Below are 21201 nucleotides of genomic sequence, written 5' to 3'. Positions count from 1 at the left end.
AACGCGGTGTTCGAGCGGCTGCCGCAGGCGGCGCTGCACAACCTCTACGGCCCGACCGAGGCGGCCATCGACGTCACCCACTGGAGCTGCCGCAACGACGGGCAAAGCCAGGTGCCGATCGGCCGGCCGCTCGCCGGCATCCGCACCCAGGTGCTCGACGCGGCGCTGAATGCCGTGCCGCCGGGGGTGGCGGGCGAGCTGTACCTGGGCGGGGTGGGACTGGCGCGTGGCTACCTGGGCCGCGCGGGCCTGACGGCCGAGCGTTTCGTGGCCGACCCGTTCGACCCGGAGGGCGGCCGGCTGTACCGCACGGGCGACCTGGTGCGCTGGAATGCGGAAGGGCAATTGGAGTACCTGGGGCGCCTCGACCACCAGGTGAAGGTGCGCGGTTTCCGCATCGAGCTGGGCGAGATCGAGGCGCAGCTGCTGGCCCAGCCGGAAGTGCGCGAGGCGGTGGTGGTGGCCAAGGAAGGGCCGGGCGGGGCGTTGCTGGTGGGCTATGTGTCGGCGCCGGCGGGCCAGGCCCTCGACAGCGGGATGCTGCGCGAGCGGCTGGGCCGGCTGCTGCCGGACTACATGGTGCCGGGCGCCCTCGTGGTGCTGGAGGCGTTGCCGCTGAACGCCAGCGGCAAGGTGGACCGCAAGGCGCTGCCCGAGCCCGAGCTGGCCGGCAGCCAGACCTACGAGGCGCCGCAGGGGGAGGTCGAACAAGCCTTGGCGGCGATCTGGGCCGAGGTGCTGGGCGTCGAGCGCGTGGGCCGCCGCGACAACTTCTTCGAGCTTGGAGGGCACTCGCTGCTGGCGGTGCAAATGGTAGCTCGCGCTCAAAGCGTGATGCGTGTGCACTTGACGGTCCGGGACGTCTTTCAGCTTCCAACTTTGACGGATATCGCCTCACAGATTGCCGAACAAGCCCGAAAGGACTCCGTGGAGCAGGCGCTCTCAGAAATCGACTCCTTCATCGACAGCCTGGAGAGCGCTTGATGGAAAACACAGCAACCCGTCGCATCGCAGAGCGCTTTTCCCAACTGACTCCTGAACAGCGCCGAACGGTCTATCAGAAGATCCGATCCGAGGGGCTGACGATAGGTCAGTTCCCCGTTCTGGCCCGCGATGAGTCTGTTTGGACTCGCTGTCCGCTCTCCCACGCCCAGTCGCGGCAATGGTTCCTGTGGCAATTGGATCCTGGGAGCACGGCGTACCACATATCAGGTGCGCTACGGCTCAAGGGGCAATTGAATGTACAGGCGCTGAGGTCGAGCTTTGGGGCGCTGGTGGCTCGCCATGAAGCATTGCGCACAGTGTTCCATGTCGATGCCGACGGGTTGGCCGAACAGGTCATTCGGGAGCGGTCTGAGGTCGGGATTGCGGTAATCGATCTCTGCGAGGTCGACGCCGGCGAGCGCGAGTCCCAGGTGTGGGCGGCGGCGCGGCGCATCAGCGACACGCCTTTCGATCTGACGAGCGGCCCGCTGCTGCGGGTGGGCCTGATCCGTGAGGGGACGGACGCGCACGTGCTGGTGGTGGTGATGCACCACATCGTGTCGGATGAGTGGTCGCTGCAGATCATTGTCGACGAGTTCGTGGCGCAGTACTGGGCACACCTCCAAGGTGAAGAGCCGCGATTGCCGGCGTTGCCGATCCAGTACGCCGATTACGCGGTGTGGCAGCGCCACTGGCTGGAGGCGGGCGAGCGCGAGTGGCAGCTCGACTACTGGCGGACACAGCTGGGCACCGAGCATCCGGTGCTGCAGTTGCCCACCGACCGGCCGCGCCGCGCCGATGGCCGCTACCGGGCGGCGCGGCATCAGGTCGAGCTGCCGGAGGTGCTGGTGCGCGGGCTGCACGAGCGCGCCCGTGCCGAGGGCGCGACGCTGTTCATGCTATTGCTGGCCGGCTTCCAGGCGCTGTTGTACCGCTACACCGGGCAGCCGGACATCCGCGTCGGCGTGCCCATCGCCAACCGGCACCGGGTGGAGACCGAGGGGCTGGTGGGGGTGTTCATCAATACCCAGGTGCTGCGCAACCGCCTGGACGGCCGCATGCCTCTGGCCACGCTCCTGCGCCAGGCCAAGGAGGCGGCGCTGGGCGCCCAGGCGCATCAGGACCTGCCCTTCGAGCAACTGGTCGAGGCGCTGCAGCCCGAGCGCAGCCTGGCCACCAATCCGCTGTTCCAGGTGATGTTCAACCATCTGCGCGCCGACTATCGCGCCCTCGAGCGGCTGCCCGGCCTCGATCTGGAGGACTATCCGCTGGACGCGCGGGCGGCGCAGTTCGAGCTGACCCTGGACACCACCGAGCGGCCCGACGGCCGGCTCCAGGCGAGCTTCGGCTATGCGGCGGAGCTGTTCGCGCCGCGCACGATCGAGCGTCTGGCGGAGCATTACCTGCGGGTGCTGCAAGGCCTGGTCGAGACACCCGCCGCGGCGCTGGACGATCTGGACCTGCTCGGCGAGGCCGAGCGCGCCGAGCACCGGCAGTGGAGCGTCGACGAGCGCCACTATCCGGACGCTGAACCCGTCCACCACCTCTTCGAACGCCACGCCCGCGAGCGGCCGGAGGCGGTGGCGCTGATCTTCGACGAGACGCAGCTGAGCTACGCCGAGCTGAACCGCCGGGCCAACCGCCTGGCGCACCGGCTGATCGCCCTGGGCGTGCGGCCCGAGACGCGGGTGGGGATCTTCGTGGAGCGTTCCATCGAGATGGTGGTGGGCCTGCTGGGTATTCTCAAGGCGGGTGGGGCCTATGTGCCGCTCGATCCGGACTATCCCGACGAGCGTCTGGCCTGGATGGTCGAGGACAGCGGCATCGCGCTGCTGCTCACGCAGAGCCACGTCAGGGAGCGAATCACCGGCAGCCGGTCGCTGACCACGCTGGAGCTGGACCGCCTCGACCTCGACGGCGAGCCAGAACACGACCCGCAGGTCGCCCTGCACGGCGACAGCCTCGTCTACGTGATCTACACCTCGGGCTCTACCGGCCGGCCCAAGGGCGCGGCCAACCGGCACCGCTCGCTCTACAGCTGCATGCGCTGGATGCAGGAGCGCTACGGGCTGACCGCGGCCGACGCCGTGCTGCACAAGGCACCGTTCGGCTTCGACGTGTCGGTGTGGGAAATCTTCTGGCCGCTGACCACCGGGGTGCGCCTGGTGGTGTCCCGGCCGGGCGACCAGCGCGACCCGGCGCGGATCGTGGAGCTGATCCGGCGTCACCAGATCACCACGCTCAACTTCGTGCCTTCGATGCTGCAGGCGTTCCTGGCGCACGAGGGCATCGAGACCCAGACGCGCCTGCGCCACGTCATCTGTGGCGGCGAGGCGATGCCGGCCGCGACCCAGCACGAGGCGCTGATGCGACTGCAGGACGTGAGCCTGCAGAACCTCTACGGCCCGACCGAGGCGGCCATCCACGTGACCCAGTGGACCTGCCGCGACGACGGGCAGAGCCAGGTGCCGATCGGCCGGCCGATCAGCGGCATTCGGACCTATGTACTCGACGCGGCGCTGAACCTGGTGCCGCCCGGCGTGGCCGGCGAGCTGTACCTGGGCGGCGTGGGGCTGGGGCGCGGTTATCTGGGGCGCCCTGGCCTGACCGCCGAGCGCTTCGTGGCCGATCCGTTCGGCACGGGCGAGCGGCTCTATCGCACCGGCGATCTGGTGTGCTGGAACGGCGAGGGCCAGCTGGAATACCTGGGGCGCATCGACCACCAGGTGAAGATTCGCGGCCTGCGCATCGAACTGGGCGAGGTGGAGGCGCAGTTGCTGACCCAGCCCGAGGTGCGCGAGGCGGTGGTGGTGGCCCAGGAGGGGCCGAGCGGGGCGCGGCTGGTGGGCTATGTGGCGGCGCCGGGCGGGCAGGCGCTCGACGGCGGCCTGCTGCGCGAGCGGCTGGGCAGGGCGCTGCCGGACTACATGGTGCCGAGCGCCATCGTGGTGCTGGACGCCCTGCCGCTGAACCCCAACGGCAAGGTGGACCGCAAGGCGCTGCCGGAGCCCGAGCTGACCGGCGACCGCGACTACGAGCCGCCGCAGGGCGCGCTGGAGGAGGCGCTGGCGCAGGTCTTGGCCGAGGTGCTGGGCGTCGCACGGGTAGGGCGCCACGACAACTTCTTCGAGCTGGGCGGGCATTCCCTGGCGGCGCTGCGGGTGACCCAGCGGCTGCGGCAGGGCGCCGGCGGTCTGGCCATCGGTCTGCAGGAGCTGTACGCCCATCCCACCGTCGCCGCGCTGGCCACACGCGGTGGCCCGGCTCCGGCGGTGCGGCTGAATCCGCGCGTGCCGGAGCAGGCGCCGCTGTTCTGCCTGCACGACGGCTGGGGCAGCGTGCTGGACTACACGACGCTCGCCCAGGCGCTGGCCGGCCGGGTCACGGTCGTGGGACTGCCGTACCGGCACGGGACGGGCGTCGCGCCGCAGAGTCTGCTCGACCTGGCGCGGCTGCACGCGGCGACGATCAGGGCGCAGCAGCCGGACGGGCCGTACCGGCTCTGCGGCTGGTCGCTGGGCGGCGCACTGGCGCCCCTGGTGGCGGGGCTGCTGGAGGGCGAGGGGCAGGAGGTTCGCTTCGTCGGCGCTATCGACCCGTACGTGCCGGACGCCGCGCCGCAGGCCACGACCTGGCTCGACGAACTCATGGGCTTCTTCGCGATCCTGCTGCCCGCGCACCGGCACGCCGGATTGCTGGACGATGCCAGCGTCCGCGCCCGACTCGACGCCACCGTGGCGACCCCCGAGTCGATCCGTGGTCTGGTCGATCTGGTGCTGGCGCGGGTCGAGCGGGAGCAGTTGCACGAATACGGCCTCCTGAGCAGTCAGGAGCTGGTGGACATGTTCCTCACGGCACGCGCCCTCGACCGTCTGGCACAGGTGCCATGCGTGGCGCCGCCGCTGCAGGCGCCGGTGACGGCCTGGTGGTCCGGGGGGCGCGAGGCGGCGGAAAGCCAACGCTTCTCCGCCTGGCTGGGCATCGCCAGGCAGGCGGACCGCCGGAGCGCGGCGGACCATCTGCGCATCGTGCGCCAGCCGGAGGTCGCCGTCGATCTGCTGGAGTCGGTGATAGGGTAGGGGCGAGCAAGAGCGCTGGAGGCTGGAGGGCTGGACGGAAAGGCAGTTCTCGTTCGGTCTCCAGCTTTTCAGTTGGCAACGGCGGGCTGGTCCTGCGCGCCGAGGCCGTCCTACATTTGATCGTGCCTACGCCCCTGCGTAGGCACGGCACATGTTTCTGTCTTCCCCAGTCAGGCTCCCACGCGAGAGCGTGGGAAGCATCGGAACGCCACCCTGATCATGGATGTCGAGCGCACCCGCGTCCTGTGGGTGGGATTGGGCAACAGCCGCCAGGCCATCCGTCCTTTCTTCGAGCAGCTTGGCGAGCGCTGCCGGCAGATCGAAGCGGTGGCGATGGACATGAACACGGCCTTCGACCTGAAGGTGAAACAGCACTGCCCCCAGGCGGAAGTGCTGTACGACCTGTTCCATGTCGTCGCCCGCTACGGCCGCGAGGTGATCGATCGCATCCGGGTCGACCAGGTCCATGCCCTGCGCCATGACAAGCCGGCCCTCCAGGTGGTCAAGCAGAGCCGCTGGCTGCTGCTGTTCAACCGGGAGAACCTGAAGGACGACCAGGCGGTGCAACTGCGGGAGTTGCTGGCCGCCAACCAGCCGCTGGCCACTGTCTATGTGCTCAAGGATACGCTGAAGGAGGTCTGGTATGCGCCCAGCGTACGGGAAGGCTGGCGGTGCTGGCGGGCCTGGCTGCGTCATGCCCGGGAGAGTGGCCTGGCACCGCTGCCGCGCCTTGCCTGGAACCTCAGGCGCTACGCTCGAAGTATCCTGGCCAGTGCCCGCTTTCGCATGCACACCAGCCTGCGGGAGGGGGTGAACAACCTCATCAAGCGCATGGCCCATGGCTTCAAGGATTCGGACTCCTTCTTCCTGAAAATCAAGGCCTCTTCCCTGGGAAGATGCGATGAACCATAAAAAAGCGCCGGAAGCAGAAAGCTGAACGAAACGGCTCTTCTCGTTCAGCCTCCAGCGCTTTTATCGGCTTTTATCGCTTGTCTTCAGAAGCTCACGCTCAGGCTGGCGCTGGCCGTGCGTGGGGCGCCGGCGACGAGACCGTAGCGTTCCGCACTGCTCCAATAGTTCTTGTCGAACGCGTTGTCGAGGTTGAGGCGGAGTGTGGTGTGGGCTGCGCCGATCCTGGTTTCGTAGCGGGTGCCGAAGCCGAACACATCGTAGGATTCGGCGGATTCACCCTTGTTGTCTTCGTGGACATGGCGAGCGCCGTTGTACGTCCAACTGCCGGTGAAGGTCCAGCCGTTGAGCCATAGCGGGCTGTATTCGGCGATCGCCGAGAAGCGCCTGGCCGGCACGTCGGCGGGGCGGTTCTCATCAGTCTCCTCGCTGCCATCCATGAGTCTGGCATCGAGGAACATGGCGCTGGCGAAGATCGTCCACTCCGGCGAGGCCTTGCCGGTGAGCGAGAGTTCCAGTCCCTGATGGCGTTGCTCGCCTTCCTTCACCAACATCTTTTGGCGTGATCCGTCGGAGTTGTACGTATCGAGGTCCTTGATGTACTGGGCGGGCTTCTCGATGCGGAACAGCGAGGCGTCGAAGTTCAGGCCCCGGGCGAATTCCACCTTGAGGCCGGCTTCCCATTGCTCGCTGATCAGCGGGCTCATCTGTTGGTTGTAGTTAACGGTGTTGCGCGGCGCAGTGCGGCCCTGCTCCAGGCCCTCGATGTAGCTCACATAGAGCGAGACGTTCGATTGCGGCTTGTAGACCAGCGCGTAGCTGGGGGTGAAGACGTATTCCTTGTACTCCTCGCTTCGGTGGCCGGTGCTGGTGTTGTAGCTTCTCTGGGTGCGCATGGAATAGCGGCCGCCCCAGTGCAGCTTCCAGGACTCGCCGAAGGAGATCACGTCGTGGAGGAACACGCCGTCTTCCTCGACGCGGCGGGCCAGCCTGGAGTCGGGCACCTCGGGCGAGGGGTTGGCGATGGGCACGGGGTTGTAGATATTGCTTTTACCGATCTCGCCCCAGAATCCGTCGCCCCAGCGCTGCTTGAGGCGGTGCATCATGCCGCCGAAGGCCAGCTCGTGGTTGAAGGGGCCGGTGTCGAAGCGGCCGTTGACCGTCAGGCGGGCGTTGATCGGGTTGGCTTCCTGGTCCGGTGAGTCATACAGGTAGACCGTACTGTCGCCGTTTTCCTGGATGTCCGAGTGGGACCAGATCTGGTTCTGCTCGCGGCGCAGCTTCGACCAGTTGCCGTCGAGGGTGAAGGACCAGTCGTCGTTGAACTGGTGCTTCAGCTTGCCGCTCACCATGGTGAACTCGGTGGGGTAGCGCGCCCAGCGCTGGCCGAGGAAGGTGCGCGGATCGAAGCCCGACGGCAGCTTGCCGTTGGCGTCGGCTTCCAGGAAGGGCTGGCCGTTCTGCTCGCGGCGTTCGTATTCGACGTCGAACTCGAGGGTGGTATCGGGAGTGAGCAGTGCGTCGGTGGCCAGGGCGAAGAAGCGCCGTTCGCCGTCGACCTGGCGCACGTAGGAGCGCTCCTCTTCGGTGGCGGCGTTGATCCGCAGGCCGAAGCGACCATCGTTGGTGCGGCGGCTGATGTCGATGTGGCCCCTGGTGTTGTCGAACTCGTTGACGTAGTAGTTGATCTCGGTGAGCGGACCCGCCGTGGGCCGCTTGGTCACATAGTTGATCAGGCCGCCCGGTCCGGCGAAGCCGGTCTGCAGGGCGGACAGGCCCTTGAGGACCTCGACCCGTTCCTTGTTCTCCAGGCCCATGGACTGCAGGTTGACCATCATCTGCCCGTTGTAGCGGAAGTTGACCGTGTTATCGAGGACGAAGCCGCGGATGGACGGCGAGCTGTACCAGCCGGGGTTGGCGATCGACGAGGTCACGCTGGCGTCCAGCTTGTCCAGGTCGGAAATGCTCTTGACGTTGTGGTTCCTCATCAGCTCGCTCGGCAGCACCTTGACCGAGAACGGCGTATCGAGGATGTCCTGTTCGCTGAAGCCGGCGATCGAGGAACTCTTCACGCGGTAGCCGCTGGCGGCCGTGCCATCGGGCTCCGAGTCGGCGGTGATGGTGAGCGTGGGAAGCGTCGCCGTCTCGCTGGCCTGCTTCCCGGGCGATACTTTAGCGATTTTCTCTTGCTCCTCGGACGACGTTGTAGCGGTCGTCTCTTGATCTTCCGCGCGCGCGGGGCTTGCTGCGAGCGCAACGCTCAGCAGCAAGGCAGCCTGCAGTGCTCGGGCGATAGGAGTGAGTTGAGTTTGTGCATCGGGTTTGCAGAAGTTGCTCTTGATTTTCATGGCTTAGGCTTGGATCAAGGGAGGAAATTTGTTGAATCGGTTCCAGTCGCCCTCCCTGGCGTGCCGCTCAGTGCGCCAACGCCGGTGCACCTTGCAATGCCTTCATGGCGGCGCTCGCGAAGATCTCGACCACGCGGCCTATCTGCGCATCGGCGATGATGAGCGGCGGCAGGAAGCGCACCACACTGCCATGCCTGCCGCCGAGCTCGATGATCAGGCCGTGGCGCAGGCATTCGGCCTGCAGGGCGCTCGCTGTGAAAGATGCAAGGGTTGTCCTTGAACGGGCGGAAGCACTCGGGGATGTTGGCGCTGCCGCTGATGCCCACCACTTTGCCGCTTCTCGTCGATGACGATCGCGAGTGCGATGTTGGACAGGCTGAAACCGACGCCGATGAAATCGCGAGCAACCATGATTGGCTCCTTGTGGAAAATATTGGGGCGACGCGCCGGTGCCGGATGCGCGGATGACCGCGTCAACGGGAAGGGCGATTGCGCTGCTCATACTCTCTATAACGAAATGGCCGGGCATTTGTTTAGTCGCCCGGGCGGGTTGTCATCGCGGCGGCTGTCCCGGCATCGAAGGTGCGGATCGGGAGGCCTGTGCCAATACGTACAACCCAAGACGAACGAGGCCGCCGAATGTTTAGTCGCATGCGTGGCGTTCGCTTCGCCGGCTAAACGCCCAGTCCCGTCGTCCGTTTATGTATGCAAGTTCGGCGTGCGGGGGCCGTATGAGGGGGGCCAGGGCTGTCGCGCAGCGGGTTCGCCAGCAGGCCTCCGACCGGATGTCCGAACTGCCAGCGGGCGGCAGAGGTTTTGCCGGATCTTGGAACCACCACGTGATCGCACCGACATGCCGAAGACAAAACTCGTCTATATCTGGTCCCTGAGAAATGCCGCCGCCGACAAGGCTGGGCAGCACATCGAATACAAAGGGGGGGTTCGATACATGAAGTCCCCGCTCGAATACCTGGCCGAAGCGCTCAATGACACCGGGCTGGGGGATGCCTATTCCCTGGAGGGGGTGATCTACGACGACGACGAGGGCTCGTCGCTCGACAGGGAAAAGCTCAAGGACTATGGCTTTTCGTACCGGCCAGAAGGGCAATGGTTCTATCCGCCGGAGCTGTGCGTGCAGGGACGGCGCCTGAACGATCTCCTCTGCCCGATACCTTCCACCTACCGGCGCCTTCCCATGAGCGCCCCCGAGCGGGTGGCGGGGAAGAGCGACTTCGAGCGGCGCCTGCTGGACAGGCTGTTCGAGCTGGAGGCCGAGCTCGTCGTGCTCGACGGCCTTCTGGTCATCCTGGACGAGCTGGTTCGTCCGGGCAGTGCGTTCCACCGGAAGATCGTGAATATTCATCCCGGCATCACCCGGATCGAGTCTCCCTACGAGCGCCGCGGTGCTTACGCGACGCTCGACGCCCTGCATGGGGTACACGGCAGGAAGGTGGTCGATTGGGAAACGATGGAAACGAAGCCGGTGCCTGTGGTGAACATGACGGGTGCATCGTTTCACTATGTGGACAATGGCATCGACTCCGGCGAGGTGATCGTCGATGTGTTGAAGACCGAGATCGACCCGGAGGATACGATCCTGGAACTGCGCTGGAACAACTTCAACAACAGCCTGTTCCCGGCATTGCACCAGGGCCTCGCACATCTGGCGGGAGTCTGACCGGGCTGTCCAATGATCACTTTCTACAACGACCAGCACATCCACCATCAGGGAAAGATGGAGATGTTCCGTGGCGAACTCGTGCCCTGCTTCGAGGTGGCGGCGCGCGTCGACCATGTCATGGACGAGCTGCGCCGGCGCAGGCTCGGCGTGATCGAGCAAGCGCAGGCTTTCGACGATTCGGCGCTGACGCGGGTCCATGCGCGCCGCTATGTCGAGTTCCTGCGTGGCGCCTGGGACGAATGGGTGGCGCTGGATCCGACCAATAGTCAGCGCGATGCGCTGCCTTCGGTCTGGCCGGTGCGAAACCATCGCAGCGACGTGCTGCCGGAGAATTTCTCGGCCCGCATGGGGCTGTTCTCCTTCGATGCGGGCACCCCTTTGACCGCCGGCACCTGGCGCGCTGCGCGCAGCGGCGCATGGTGCGCGCTTTCTGCGGCCGGCCGGGTGCTGGCCGGCGAAAGGGCGGCCTTCGCGTTGACGCGCCCACCCGGACACCATGCGGGCCACGACTTCTTCGGCGGCTATTGCTTTCTCAACAACGCTGCCATCGCGGCGCAGGCCCTGCGCGACGGCGGCGCCCGCCGGGTCGCCGTGCTGGACATCGACTACCACCACGGCAACGGCACGCAGTGCATCTTCTACGACCGTGCCGACGTCTTCTACTTGAGCCTCCACGGTGATCCGCGCACCGAATATCCGTTCTATCTCGGTCATGCCGACGAGACGGGCGGGGGAGCCGGCCTTGGCTTCAATCTGAATCTGCCGCTGCCGCGGGGCACGGGCTTCGCCGCCTGGTTCGCCGCGCTGTCGCAGGCGCTGCGTACCATCGTCGACTACCAGGCCGATGCTCTGGTCGTGTCCTTGGGCGTGGACACCTTCGAGGGAGACCCGATCTCCGGATTCCAGCTCCACAGCGACGATTATTTCCAGGTGGGCGAAGCACTCGCCAGTGCCGGCCTTCCCTCCGTGTTCGTGTTCGAAGGGGGCTATGCGGTGGCCGAGGTAGGTATCAACACGGTGAACGTGCTGGAGGGGTTTCAGCGGCGTTCCTGACAAGCTGCGGGGTTGACCTCTCCTGGCCTCGGCACTCCGGTCTTCCGTGTCGTCGCCGTGCCGTTCGGCCCTCGCATCCCATTTCCGGGGCCTGTCATCAATATCGGAGAAACGATCGATGACAGGCCCCAATGGATTCGGAGTGAATATGTATAGATTGTCTCGACGAAATACAGTGGGCGGGCTCCTCCGGAAGGGCTGCGCGATGTCGCTGGCGATGGGGCTGTTCGCGTTGGCGCCTGCGCTGCAGGCGCGGAGCGGCGACGACATCTCAGCCGACCCGATGGTGAGCGGCGTCGAGATCCGCCGCACCACAGACGGCATCCCGCACCTGCGCGCCGCGAGCTGGCGCGAGCTGGGCTTGGGCGTCGGCTACGTGCAGGCGCAGGACGCCCTGTGCACGCTGGCCGATGCCTTCGTGACCTACGAGGGCCGGCGCGCCTGGTTCTTCGGACCCGAGGCGCGGCCGGCGCGCGATTCCACCTTCGGCCGGCCGAAGAATCTGGACCTGGACTTCTTCTTTCGCGCCTTCGCGGACGATGCGATGGTTGCGCGGCTGCGTGCCGAACAACCGCCTGAGCTGAACGAGCTGATCGAGGGCTTCGCCGCGGGCTATAACCGCTATCTGACCGAGGCGCGTCGTGGGCACGAGCCTTCTGAGCGACGCGCCTGCCTCAACGAGCCCTGGGTGCGCGAGATCGGCGCAATCGACCTGTATCGCCGCATATTTGCCGCCCAGATCGCCGCTGGTTATTCGCGTTTCATCCCGGAGATCGTCAACGCCAAACCGGCGGCATCCAGGACGGCCGGTGCCGGCGATGCCGCAGCCCTGCGCGCCAAGCTGGCTCAGCGCGTTGGCGAGCAGGCGGGCCTGGGCAGCAACATGCTCGCCTTCGGCCGGCAGGCCACCGGGGAGGAGGGCGCGGTGCTCTTCGGCAACCCGCACTGGTACTGGGGCGGTCCGGATCGCTTCTACCAGATGCACCTGACGATTCCCGGCCGGCTCGACGTGGCCGGCGTCGCCTTCCTCGGCGTGCCGGTGATCATGCTCGGCTTCAACGAGCACGTGGCCTGGAGTCATACGGTGTCGGAGGCGCGTCGCTTCGGCCTGTTCGATCTGACGCTCGACGCGGCCGACCCGACCCGCTACCAGGTCGACGGCAGGCCAGAGCCGATGGTGGCGCGAGAGGTGAGCGTGGAAGTTCGCGACGAGGATGGCGGCTCGCGCCGCGTGGCGAGAACCCTTTACAGCACGCGCTTCGGGCCGGTGGTCGACCTGGGTGGCCACGATGCCGCCTTCGGCTGGGGTGCCGCGCATGCGCTGGCGATCCGCGACGTGAATACGGAGAACTTCCGTATCTTCCGCAACTTCTTCTACTGGAACCAGGCGAAGTCGCTCGACGAGTTCATCGCCATCCAGCGCCGCGAGGCAGCGGTTCCCTGGGTCAATACGGTGGCGATTGCGCGCAGCGACGCCCGCGTCTGGTATGGCGATGTCGGCGCGGTGCCCAACGTGCCCGATGCACTACGCGAGGTGTGTGCCACGCGATTGGCGAAGGGCTTCGCCAGCCTGGATGCGGCGACCCCCTTCCTGGATGGCAGTCGTTCGGCCTGCGACTGGCGCGTGGATGCCGCGGCGGCGCAGCCGGGCGCCATGCCGGCCCATGCAATGCCGGGGCTGCTGCGTGAGGACTATGTCGCCAACATGAACGACAGCTATTGGCTGGCCAACGTCCGCCAGCCGCTGGAAGGCTTTCCCGCCGTGCTGGGTGGGGAACGGCAGCCTTTGTCGCTGCGCGGACGGCTGGGCCACCGGATCGCCGCCGAGCTCTCCCAGGGTTCGCCACATTCGGCGCAAGCCCTGAGCCGTCGCCTGATGCAGGCGGTGCTCACGCCACGCGCCTACTCGGCCGAGCTGTTCAAGGATGACCTGCTCGCGCAGGCCTGTGCGCACCCGACGGTGGAATTGAATGCCGATGCCTTGGAGGCAGCGGGGCCGGGTCGCAACGCCAAGGTCGAGTTGCCCACGCGGAAGAAGGTGGATGTCGCCCCTGCCTGCGAGATCCTGCGGCAATGGTCCAACAAGGCTGATGCCGACGACCGCGGCGCATTGCTGTGGGAAGCCTTCTGGGCGCGCCTGGAAGGGATTCCGGACGACGCGTTCTACCAGGTGGCATTCTCCATCGAGGCGCCGCTGGAAACCCCGCGTGCGCCGAGCGCAGGCGACGGTCGCGTGGCCCAGGCCCTGGCGGCCGCGGTGGTATCGCTGGCCGAGAAGGGCCGGGCCCTGGATGCACCGCTCGCCAGCGAGCGCTTCGTGGAGAGCGGCGGTCGCCGGCTGCCACTCTACGGCGGGTGCCATTCGGTCGGCTATTTCACCGTGGCGTGCAATCAAGAAGGCGGCGAGCGAATGGGGCCGAACTCGCTGGCCAACAGCTACCTGCAGGTGGTGCGCTTCGGTCCGCATGGCGTGGAGGCGCACACGCTGCTGGCCCATGGCGAGGACGAGTCGGCCGTCGACAATGGCCGCGGCACGGCACCGGTGGAGCGCTACGCGCGCAAGGATTGGCTGCGCTTTCCGTTCCGTGAGGAGGAGATCGCCCGCGATCCGGGGCTCAGGCCGGTGGTGCTGCAACCCTGATCGGGCGTGAAGGCTCGCGTTGCCTGGCCCGTCCGGCGGCAGCGAGCCGGGAGCCGGGAGCCGGGAAGCCAAGAGAGGGATCACGGACGATCCTCTGGGCCGAAACGTCCATTTCCTTCCGAGGGCAGGGGCATGCTAAGGCGTATGGGCCGAGGTTCAAACCCCCATGACGGTTCAGACGGGGGATATTCACCTAAACAAACCGGGGGGGCGTTCGTCTTGAATGGAGTCCGTCAGTGTTCTCCCGACCCGACCCGAGGTGATCCGTCCGTGCTTGCCCATCTGATCAGACAATCCCGCCGCCTGCTGGCCGCCGCCGCCATCGCGAGCGTCGTATCCGGGGTGTGCGGCGTGCTGCTTCTCACCCAGATCAATGCCGCGCTGACAGCGGATGGCTCGGCGGAGCGCGCCGACCTGGCCTGGCGCTTCGCTGCCATCGCGCTGGCAGCGATGCTCGCCCACATGCTCTCATCGGTGCTGTTCGAGCGCCTGAGTCAGCGCTCGCACGCCGAGCTGCGGCGCTTCATTTCGGCGCGGGTGATCGGCACCGATTTCCGTCGGTTGGAGGAAATCGGCGGTCCGCGGGTGCAGTCGGCCTTGTCCGAGCACAGCGCCAAGGTCGCCGAATTTTTCGTGAGTTTCCCGGCCATCCTGGTCAATGCCATCGTCGTGGCCGGCTGCCTGGCCTACATGGCCTGGTTGTCCTGGCCGGTGTTCCTCGCGGCGGTGCTGGTCGTTGGGCTGGGCTCGCTGGGCTACCACCTCGCGCACCTGCGGGCGATCCGCCACCTGGAGGTCGCCTCCAAGGAGCAGGACCGCCTGTTCGGCCATTTCCGTGCGCTGGTGGAGGGGGCCAAGGAACTGCGCCTGCATGCGTCCAAGCGGGCGCGCTTCTCGACGGACGTGCTGGGCGCGTCGATCGAAGGCGTGCGCCGCGAGCGTGCGCTCGGCATGTCGATCTTCGTCGTCTCGGCGGCCTGGGGCAATTTCCTGATCTATGCCTTCATCGGCCTGGTGCTGTTCGTGCTGGTGGGCGATGTGCCCGACCGGGCGCGCATCATGACCGGCTTCGCGCTGGTCTTCGTCTACATGGTGGCGCCGCTGGAGAACCTGCTGCTCGCCCTGCCAAGGGCCAATCTGGCGAAGGTCTCGGCGGCACGCATCGACGAGATCACAGACGAGTTGCAGCAGCGCGAGGTCGACGCGTCCCCGCAGCCTCTGGCCGCGTTCGCGAGCCTGACCCTGGAGGGTGTGTGCCATCGCTACTACCATGAGGCTGCCGACGAGTTGTTCACGCTGGGGCCGATCGACCTGGACTTCGCGCCCGGGCAACTCAGCTTCCTGGTGGGTGGCAACGGCAGCGGCAAGACCACACTGGCCAAGCTGCTGGTGGGCCTCTACCGGCCGGAAGAGGGGACGACCCGGCTCAATGGCGAAGCGGTGGACGACGCGAACCGCGACGGCTATCGTCAGAGCTTCTCGGCAATCTTCTCGGACTTTCATTTGTTCGACCGTCTGCTCGATGCGCCCTCGGCCGACCTGGATGCCAAGGGCAACGCGTTGCTCGCCAAGCTCCACCTGCAGCACAAGGTGCAGGTGCGCGACGGCGCGTTCACCACACGCTCGCTCTCCCAGGGCCAGCGCAAGCGCCTGGCGCTGGTCGTGGCCTACCTCGAGGACCGACCCTTCCTGGTCTTCGACGAGTGGGCGGCCGACCAGGATCCGGTATTCAAGGAAGTGTTCTATCGCGAACTGCTGCCCGAGCTGAAGGCCATGGGCAAGACCGTGCTGGTGATCTCCCACGACGATCGCTACTTCCACCTCGCCGATCGCCTGATTCGCATGGAGAACGGCCAGGTGGTGGCGGTCGAGACGCCGAGCCGGCACACGGCGGCGAGCCCGCACCCGATCGATCTCGGCGTCATGTCCTGATGCGGTGGTGGTTTGCCGGGGCCGTCCAGGGCGGGCAAGGGCGCCGATTCGCCGGCGTGCGCTGGAGGATCGATCGTCCGCTACTGGTACTGATCCATCGCTATGTGGGCCTGACGATGGCGGGCTTCCTGCTGGTGGCGGGCCTCACCGGGAGTCTGCTGGCCTGGAGCGAGGAACTGGACGTGGCCATCAGCCCGGCGTTGTTCCGCGCCGTGCCGCCCGAGCCGGAGGCTCCACCGCTCGATCCCCTGACCCTGCGCGAGCGCGTGCAGGCCCTGCATCCGGATGCTTTCGTGGCGCGTGTGCCGCTGACGGTGGAGCCGGGGCGGTCCCTGGTCTTCCGTCTCTTCGCGCTGCCCGATCCGGCTACGGGCGCGGTTCCCGATCTGGCCAACGACCAGGTCTTCGTGAACCCGTACACGGGCGAGGTGCTCGGCGAGCGGAAGTGGGGCGACATCACGCAGGGAGCGAAGAACCTCATGCCCTTCATCTACCGCCTGCACTACTCGCTGGCGCTGGGCACCGTCGGCAGCTACGCCTTCGGCATCGTCGCACTGTTGTGGGCGCTGGACTGCTTCGCGGGCGCTTACCTCACATTCCCGGCCCGGCAGCGCAGCAAGGCGCAGGGTGCGGTGGGAAGAAGCTGGCTGGCCCGCTGGTGGCCGGCATGGAAGGTGCGCTGGACGGGCGGCAGCTACAAGTTGAACTTCGACCTGCATCGTGTCGGCGGTCTGTGGCCGTGGGCGATGCTGTTCGTGCTGGCCTGGAGCAGCGTGGCCTTCAACCTCTCCGAGGTCTACGACCCGGTGATGAAGGCGCTCTTTGCGCATCAGCCGGACGAAAAGGGGCTGCCCAAACGGGCAGCCCCGCAACTCGCACCGGCCATCGACTGGCAGCCGGCGCGGGAGGTCGGCCGCCGGCTGATGGCCGAGCAGGCGCGATTGCAGGGATTTACCGTGCTCCGAGAGGACGTGCTCACCTACGATCCGCACGAGGCGCAGTACAGCTACCGTGTGCATAGTGATCGCGACGTGTCCCAGCACTGGGGGAGCACCCGGGTGAGCTTCGACGCTGACTCCGGTGCGCTCATGCATGTCTGGTTGCCCACAGGAGCGGCCAGCGGCGACACCATCCGCACCTGGATCACCAGCCTGCACATGGCGGCGCTGTGGGGTGTGCCGTTCAGGCTCTTCGTCTGCGCGATGGGACTCGCGGTAGCGATGCTGTCCGTCACCGGCGTGGTGATCTGGTGGAGGAAGCGCCAGGGCCGCGTCAAGATGGCGAGCAAGCGAATAGCGGAGAACGCTCCCGCTGCCCATGCGGCCAGGGCGGGCGGGCAATGAGGTTTTGATGGCCACGGTGTGTGCTGCTCTGGGGCTGAGCCTGCCCTTCTGCGACGACTGTTCCCGCCGCGACGCGCCGCCAGCGTAGAAGCCACCGCCACCGCGGCCATGGTGGGAAAGGCCAGCGGCCGTTTCCCACCCTACGGGAGCCTTGCCGGCGCCGAGCACTCGTCAATCGTAGGGTGGAAAACTCGCGCAGCGATTTTCCACCAGCACCGCGGCCAGGATGGGTCTGGCCGATTCCGCCCCCTCAGCGCCGCCCCAGGCAGAACATGCAACAGACCCCGCCGAGCAGCGAGGCCAGCAGCCCGGCCGGCAGCTGCACGGGGAACAGCAGGTTGCGCCCCAGCCAGTCCGCCAGCAGCATGGTCAGTGCGCCGAGCAGGCTGGCGCCGAGCAGCTGCGGCAGCGCCCGGGACAGGCCGAGTAGGCGCGCCAGGTGCGGTGCGAGCAGGCCGACGAAGCTCAGTGGGCCGACCACCAGTGTCGCCCCCGCGGTCATCAACGCCGCCAGCAGCAGAAGGCACAGGCGGTTGCGCGCCGTGCTCTCGCCGAGCGGCAGCAGCTCCAGCCAGCGCGCGCAGGGCAGCAAAGCGGCGAGCAGCAGCAGGGCGCAGGCGAGCATCGTCCAGGCGGTCGGCGCGTCGACGAAATAGGTGGAGCCGGACATCCAGCCGAGCAGGTTCTGCCCGCGTGGGTCGCCGCCGGCCAGCAGGATCACCTGCAGCGCGTCGAGGAAGGCGGTGATGGCAATGCCGATCAGCAGCAGCCGCTCGGGGGCGAAGCCGCTATGGTGGCTCATTGCCGCGATCAGCAGCAGCACCGCCAGGGCGCCGCCGGCGCCGAGCGGCAGCTGCAGCGCCAGGCCAGCGCCGGGCAGCAGGAACAGCAGCGCCACTTGGCCGAGCGCCGCGCCGGCTCCGAGGCCGAGCACCTCGGGACTGGCCATGGGGTTGGCGGTGAGCCGCTGCACCAGGCTGCCGGCCAGCGCCAGCAGGATGCCCGCGGCGATGGCGACCACCACCCGTGGCAGGCGCCAGTCGAGCAGCTCGCCGCCGGCCTGCCAGCTCCAGCCGTGCAGGCCCTGGCCGAAGCCGAGGGCGAGCGGCACGGCGAGCAGCAGCAGGGCGCCGAGCAGGCCGAGCCGGCGCAGCGGTTGCGGATGGCGCCAGGTCGGGGAGCCGGCGGCGGCCTGCGGACGCCCGCGGCCCAGCTGCAGGCGCGGCAGCAGCCAGAGCAGCAGCGGCGCGCCGAGCAGGGCGGTGGCGGCGCCGGTCGGCAGCAGTTCGGCCAGCGGCCCGGCGAGGCGCTGGATGGCCAGGTCGGTGAGCATCAGCAGCACCGCGCCCAACAGCGGTGCCTGGAGCAGCCGCTCGATGAAGCGCCGGGCGCCGAGCAGACGGGCGATGGCCGGGGCGGCCAGGCCAATGAAGCCGATCCCCCCGACGCTGCTGGTCACGCAGGCGCTGACATACACCGCCAGGGCCAGGCCGGCGAAGCGCAACAGGCCGAGCGGCACGCCGAGGCTGCGCGCGCTGCTGTCGTCCAGCTCCAGCAGGCCGAGCGGGCGTAGCAGCGGCAGCAGCAGGAGCAGAGCCAGGGCCAGGCGCGGCAGGAGGAAGGTCACGCCCTGCCAGCCGTTCTGGCTGAGCGAGCCGGAGCCCGAGATGAATACCGCGCTGAGGTCCTGCTCGCGGGCCAGCATCAGGCCCTTGGCCAGGGCGCCGAAGTAGAGGCCGACCACCAGCCCGGCGAGGATCACCGTCAGCGGCGCCAGGCCGCGTCGCCAGACGAGGGCGAACACCAGCAGTGTCGAGACGCCGCCGCCGGCCAGGGCGACCCATTCACGGCCTTCGACCAACAGTTCCGGCGCCCACAGGGTGGCCAGCGCCAGCGCCAGCTGGGAGCCGCTGGCCACACCCAGGGTGCCCGGCGAGGCCAGCGGATTGCGCAGCACCTGCTGCATCAGGGTGCCGGCCAGGGCCAGCGCGGCGCCGCACAGCGCCGCCATGCACAGGCGTGGCAGCCAGCTGAAGTGCAGGGTCAACTGGCCCATGTCGTCCGCCGCGGGGGTGAACAGGGCCGGCAGCCACTGCGCCGGGGGCAGGCGTCCGGCGAGATCGGCGGCGGCCAGGGTCGCGGCGGCGAGCAGCAAGGCGAGGCACAGTCCGAGCGGCCGCCGGCTGGCGGCAGGGTGGGCGTCAGTCGCGGGCAGGTCGGTCATGGCAGGGGCCTGTCCTTCTGGATGTCTGGTCGCGGGGCCGTGGCCAGGTGCTCTTCGAGCAGGCCGGCGAAGCGCTCGGCGGCGAGCAGGCCGTTGAAGCTCCACACCGGCGGCAGGCCATGCATGCGCCCGGCGCGGACCAGCGGCAGGCGCTGCCAGAGCGGGCTGGCGGCCAGGCCGCGTTCGGCATCCGGCGGCAGCGGTTCGAGGTAGATCAGCGCTGCCTCCGGGCGTTCGGCCAGCCGCTCGATGCCGACCTGGGCGAAGCCCCAGTAGTTGGTGCGACCCGTCCAGGCGTTCTCCAGTCCGACCCGCGCGAGCACACCCTGGTAGAGGCTCTGCGCGCCGAACAGGCGGACATGCCGCGCATCGAGGAAGCTGATCACGTAGAAGGGCGGCTGCGGGCGCTGCGCCAGGTGTTCGCGGACTGCTGCCAGCCGGGCCTCGACGCGGGCGATCAGCGCCTCGCCGGCGGCCTCGCGCCCGAGCAGCCCGGCCAGTTCGCGGACCACCCGCTGGGCGCCTTCGTAGGCCTCGCCGTCCGGGGTGAAGATCGCCAGGCTCTTGACCGGGGCGATGCGCTCCAGCCGGGCGCGGGCGCTCTCGAACTGCGGACTGATGAGGATCAGGTCGGGCCTGAGCTGGGCGAGTAGTTCCAGGTTGGGTTCGACGCGCAGGCCAAGATCGACCACTCCGGCCGGCAGCACGGGTTCGCCGACCCAGCGCCGATAGCCGTCGGTCTGCGCCACGGCGATGGGCGTCACGCCCAGGCCGAGCAGGGTTTCGGCCAAGCCCCAGTCGATCGCCGCGATGCGTTGCGGAGTCGCGGCCAGGGGCTGCGGACAGAGCGTCAGCAGCAGCGCGGCGAGCAGGGCACGCATCACTGCACCACGGCGATCGGCTGGCCGGCATCGGGATGTTGCAGCACGCGCATCGGGATGCTGTAGATCACCTCCAGGGTGGCGGGGTTCATCAGTGCGGCCGGCGTGCCGTTGACCAGCAGGCGGCCGCCGTGCAGGGCTACCAGCCGGTCGCAGTAGCGGCTGGCCATGTTGATGTCGTGCAGCACCACCACCACGCCGAGTCCAAGGTGCCGGCTGAGGTCGCGGAGCAGGGCGAGGACTTCCACCTGATGGGCCAGGTCGAGCGCCGAGGTGGGCTCGTCGAGCAGCAGGTAACGGGTGTTCTGCGCCAGCAGCATGGCCAGCCAGACGCGCTGCCGTTCGCCGCCGGAGAGCTGGTCGGCCAGCCGCCCGGCGAAGCCCGCGGTGCCGGTCAGCTCCAGCGCGCGGTCGACGTGGGCCCGGTCGTCGGCCGTGAAGCGTCCCAGCAGGCCGTGCCAGGGGTAGCGGCCGAAACCGACCAGCTCGCGCACCGTCAGGCTTTCCGCCGCCGGCAGCTGCTGCGGCAGATAGGCGACATGGCGGGCGAAGGCGCGCTCGGACCAGGCGGACAGCGGCCGGTCGTCCAGCCGCAGCCGGCCGCCGGCCGGCGCCAGCTGGCGGGCCAGCAGCTTGATCAGGATGGACTTGCCGGAGCCGTTGTGGCCGATCAGGCCGATCATCTGGCCGTGGGGAATCTGCAGGCTGACCTGCTGCAGCAGGCTGCGGCCGGCCAGGTTGAAGCTGACGTCGTCCAGCTCGAACATCGGAACTCCAGTCCTTGTGTGGCGGAGCAGCAACGCTGCGGGGAAGCCGAGACTTTAATTCAGATGATAATGCTTATCAATTGATTGGTAGGCTCGGACGGCTCTAGGGCGCGGCCGGGAAGGAATCCGCCCATGAAAATAAGAAATAAAATTCTAAAACTATATTGACTGGAATTTTTTTCCAATCAGGGTTCAACCCTGCCCGACGAACGAAGGACCGGTCCGGTTCGATCCCGAACCTGCCGGTAACCGCCAACAACAATAAACAAGGTGCCGTCATGCATACCGCCAGTTCCTCCCGGGCCTTGGCCCGCACGCGCGCAGTCCTGCTCGCAACTTTCCTGTTCCTCGCCAGTTCT

11 protein-coding genes and 3 pseudogenes are annotated in these 21201 nt (G+C 67.7%); 8 read left to right on the top strand and 6 right to left on the bottom strand.

Annotated features, from left to right (window positions below; all coding sequences use genetic code 11):
• The 3 genes and pseudogenes from ACYVD0_RS18540 to ACYVD0_RS18530 form a co-directional block, all read left to right on the top strand.
• Positions 1–882 (top strand): annotated as a pseudogene (locus tag ACYVD0_RS18540) (AMP-binding protein); the annotation flags it as partial.
• Positions 883–983: 101 nt separating this feature from the next.
• A complete protein-coding gene (locus ACYVD0_RS18535) occupies positions 984–5063 on the top strand; it encodes an amino acid adenylation domain-containing protein (RefSeq protein WP_460428175.1) in 4080 nt (1359 codons plus the stop codon).
• 198 nt (positions 5064–5261) lie between these two features.
• Positions 5262–5968: pseudogene (locus ACYVD0_RS18530) on the top strand (transposase); the annotation flags it as partial.
• Positions 5969–6058: 90 nt separating this feature from the next.
• On the opposite strand, the gene ACYVD0_RS18525 reads toward ACYVD0_RS18530, so the two are convergent.
• Together ACYVD0_RS18525 and ACYVD0_RS18520 are read right to left on the bottom strand one after the other, a co-directional pair.
• Positions 6059–8044, bottom strand: coding sequence for a TonB-dependent siderophore receptor (locus tag ACYVD0_RS18525; RefSeq protein ID WP_460428174.1), 1986 nt, complete (start codon positions 8042–8044; stop codon positions 6059–6061).
• Positions 8045–8387: 343 nt separating this feature from the next.
• Positions 8388–8573: pseudogene (locus ACYVD0_RS18520) on the bottom strand (diaminobutyrate--2-oxoglutarate transaminase); the annotation flags it as partial.
• Between the two features lie 600 nt (positions 8574–9173).
• Between ACYVD0_RS18520 and ACYVD0_RS18515 the strand changes: the two are divergent.
• From ACYVD0_RS18515 to ACYVD0_RS18495, 5 genes are all read left to right on the top strand, one after another.
• On the top strand, positions 9174–9998 hold the full coding sequence (locus ACYVD0_RS18515; protein ID WP_460428173.1) for a formyltransferase family protein: 825 nt from the start codon (positions 9174–9176) through the stop codon (positions 9996–9998).
• A 12-nt stretch (positions 9999–10010) separates the two neighbouring features.
• A complete protein-coding gene (locus ACYVD0_RS18510) occupies positions 10011–11054 on the top strand; it encodes a histone deacetylase family protein (RefSeq protein ID WP_460428172.1) in 1044 nt (347 codons plus the stop codon).
• A 205-nt stretch (positions 11055–11259) separates the two neighbouring features.
• On the top strand, positions 11260–13695 hold the full coding sequence (locus ACYVD0_RS18505) for a penicillin acylase family protein (RefSeq protein WP_460428171.1): 2436 nt from the start codon (positions 11260–11262) through the stop codon (positions 13693–13695).
• 270 nt (positions 13696–13965) lie between these two features.
• Positions 13966–15627: a cyclic peptide export ABC transporter gene (locus tag ACYVD0_RS18500; RefSeq protein ID WP_460428170.1), complete on the top strand. Its 1662-nt coding sequence runs from the start codon at positions 13966–13968 to the stop codon at positions 15625–15627.
• Positions 15627–16970, top strand: coding sequence for a PepSY-associated TM helix domain-containing protein (locus ACYVD0_RS18495; protein WP_460428169.1), 1344 nt, complete (start codon positions 15627–15629; stop codon positions 16968–16970). The genes ACYVD0_RS18500 and ACYVD0_RS18495 overlap by 1 nt, the downstream gene beginning before the upstream one ends.
• A 250-nt stretch (positions 16971–17220) precedes the next feature.
• Here ACYVD0_RS18495 and fhuB read toward each other — a convergent pair whose 3' ends face one another.
• The 4 genes from fhuB to ACYVD0_RS18475 all read right to left on the bottom strand — a co-directional run.
• Positions 17221–19194, bottom strand: a complete 1974-nt coding sequence (gene fhuB / locus ACYVD0_RS18490) for an iron ABC transporter permease (protein ID WP_460428168.1) — start codon at positions 19192–19194, stop codon at positions 17221–17223.
• Entirely contained in the window at positions 19191–20075 is an 885-nt protein-coding gene (gene fhuD, locus ACYVD0_RS18485) for a TroA family protein (RefSeq protein WP_460428167.1), read from the bottom strand. The genes fhuB and fhuD overlap by 4 nt, the downstream gene beginning before the upstream one ends.
• Positions 20075–20842 carry an ATP-binding cassette domain-containing protein gene (locus ACYVD0_RS18480; RefSeq protein WP_460428166.1) on the bottom strand — a complete coding sequence of 256 codons (768 nt, stop codon included), beginning with the start codon at positions 20840–20842 and terminating at the stop codon, positions 20075–20077. Before ACYVD0_RS18480 ends, fhuD begins: the two co-directional genes overlap by 1 nt.
• Positions 20843–20945: 103 nt before the next feature.
• Positions 20946–21201: hypothetical protein (locus ACYVD0_RS18475; protein ID WP_460428165.1), on the bottom strand; the 256-nt coding region annotated here is incomplete at its 5' end.

This window comes from Azotobacter armeniacus, assembly GCF_054779355.1.
This window is presented reverse-complemented; position numbering and strand designations above follow the sequence as displayed.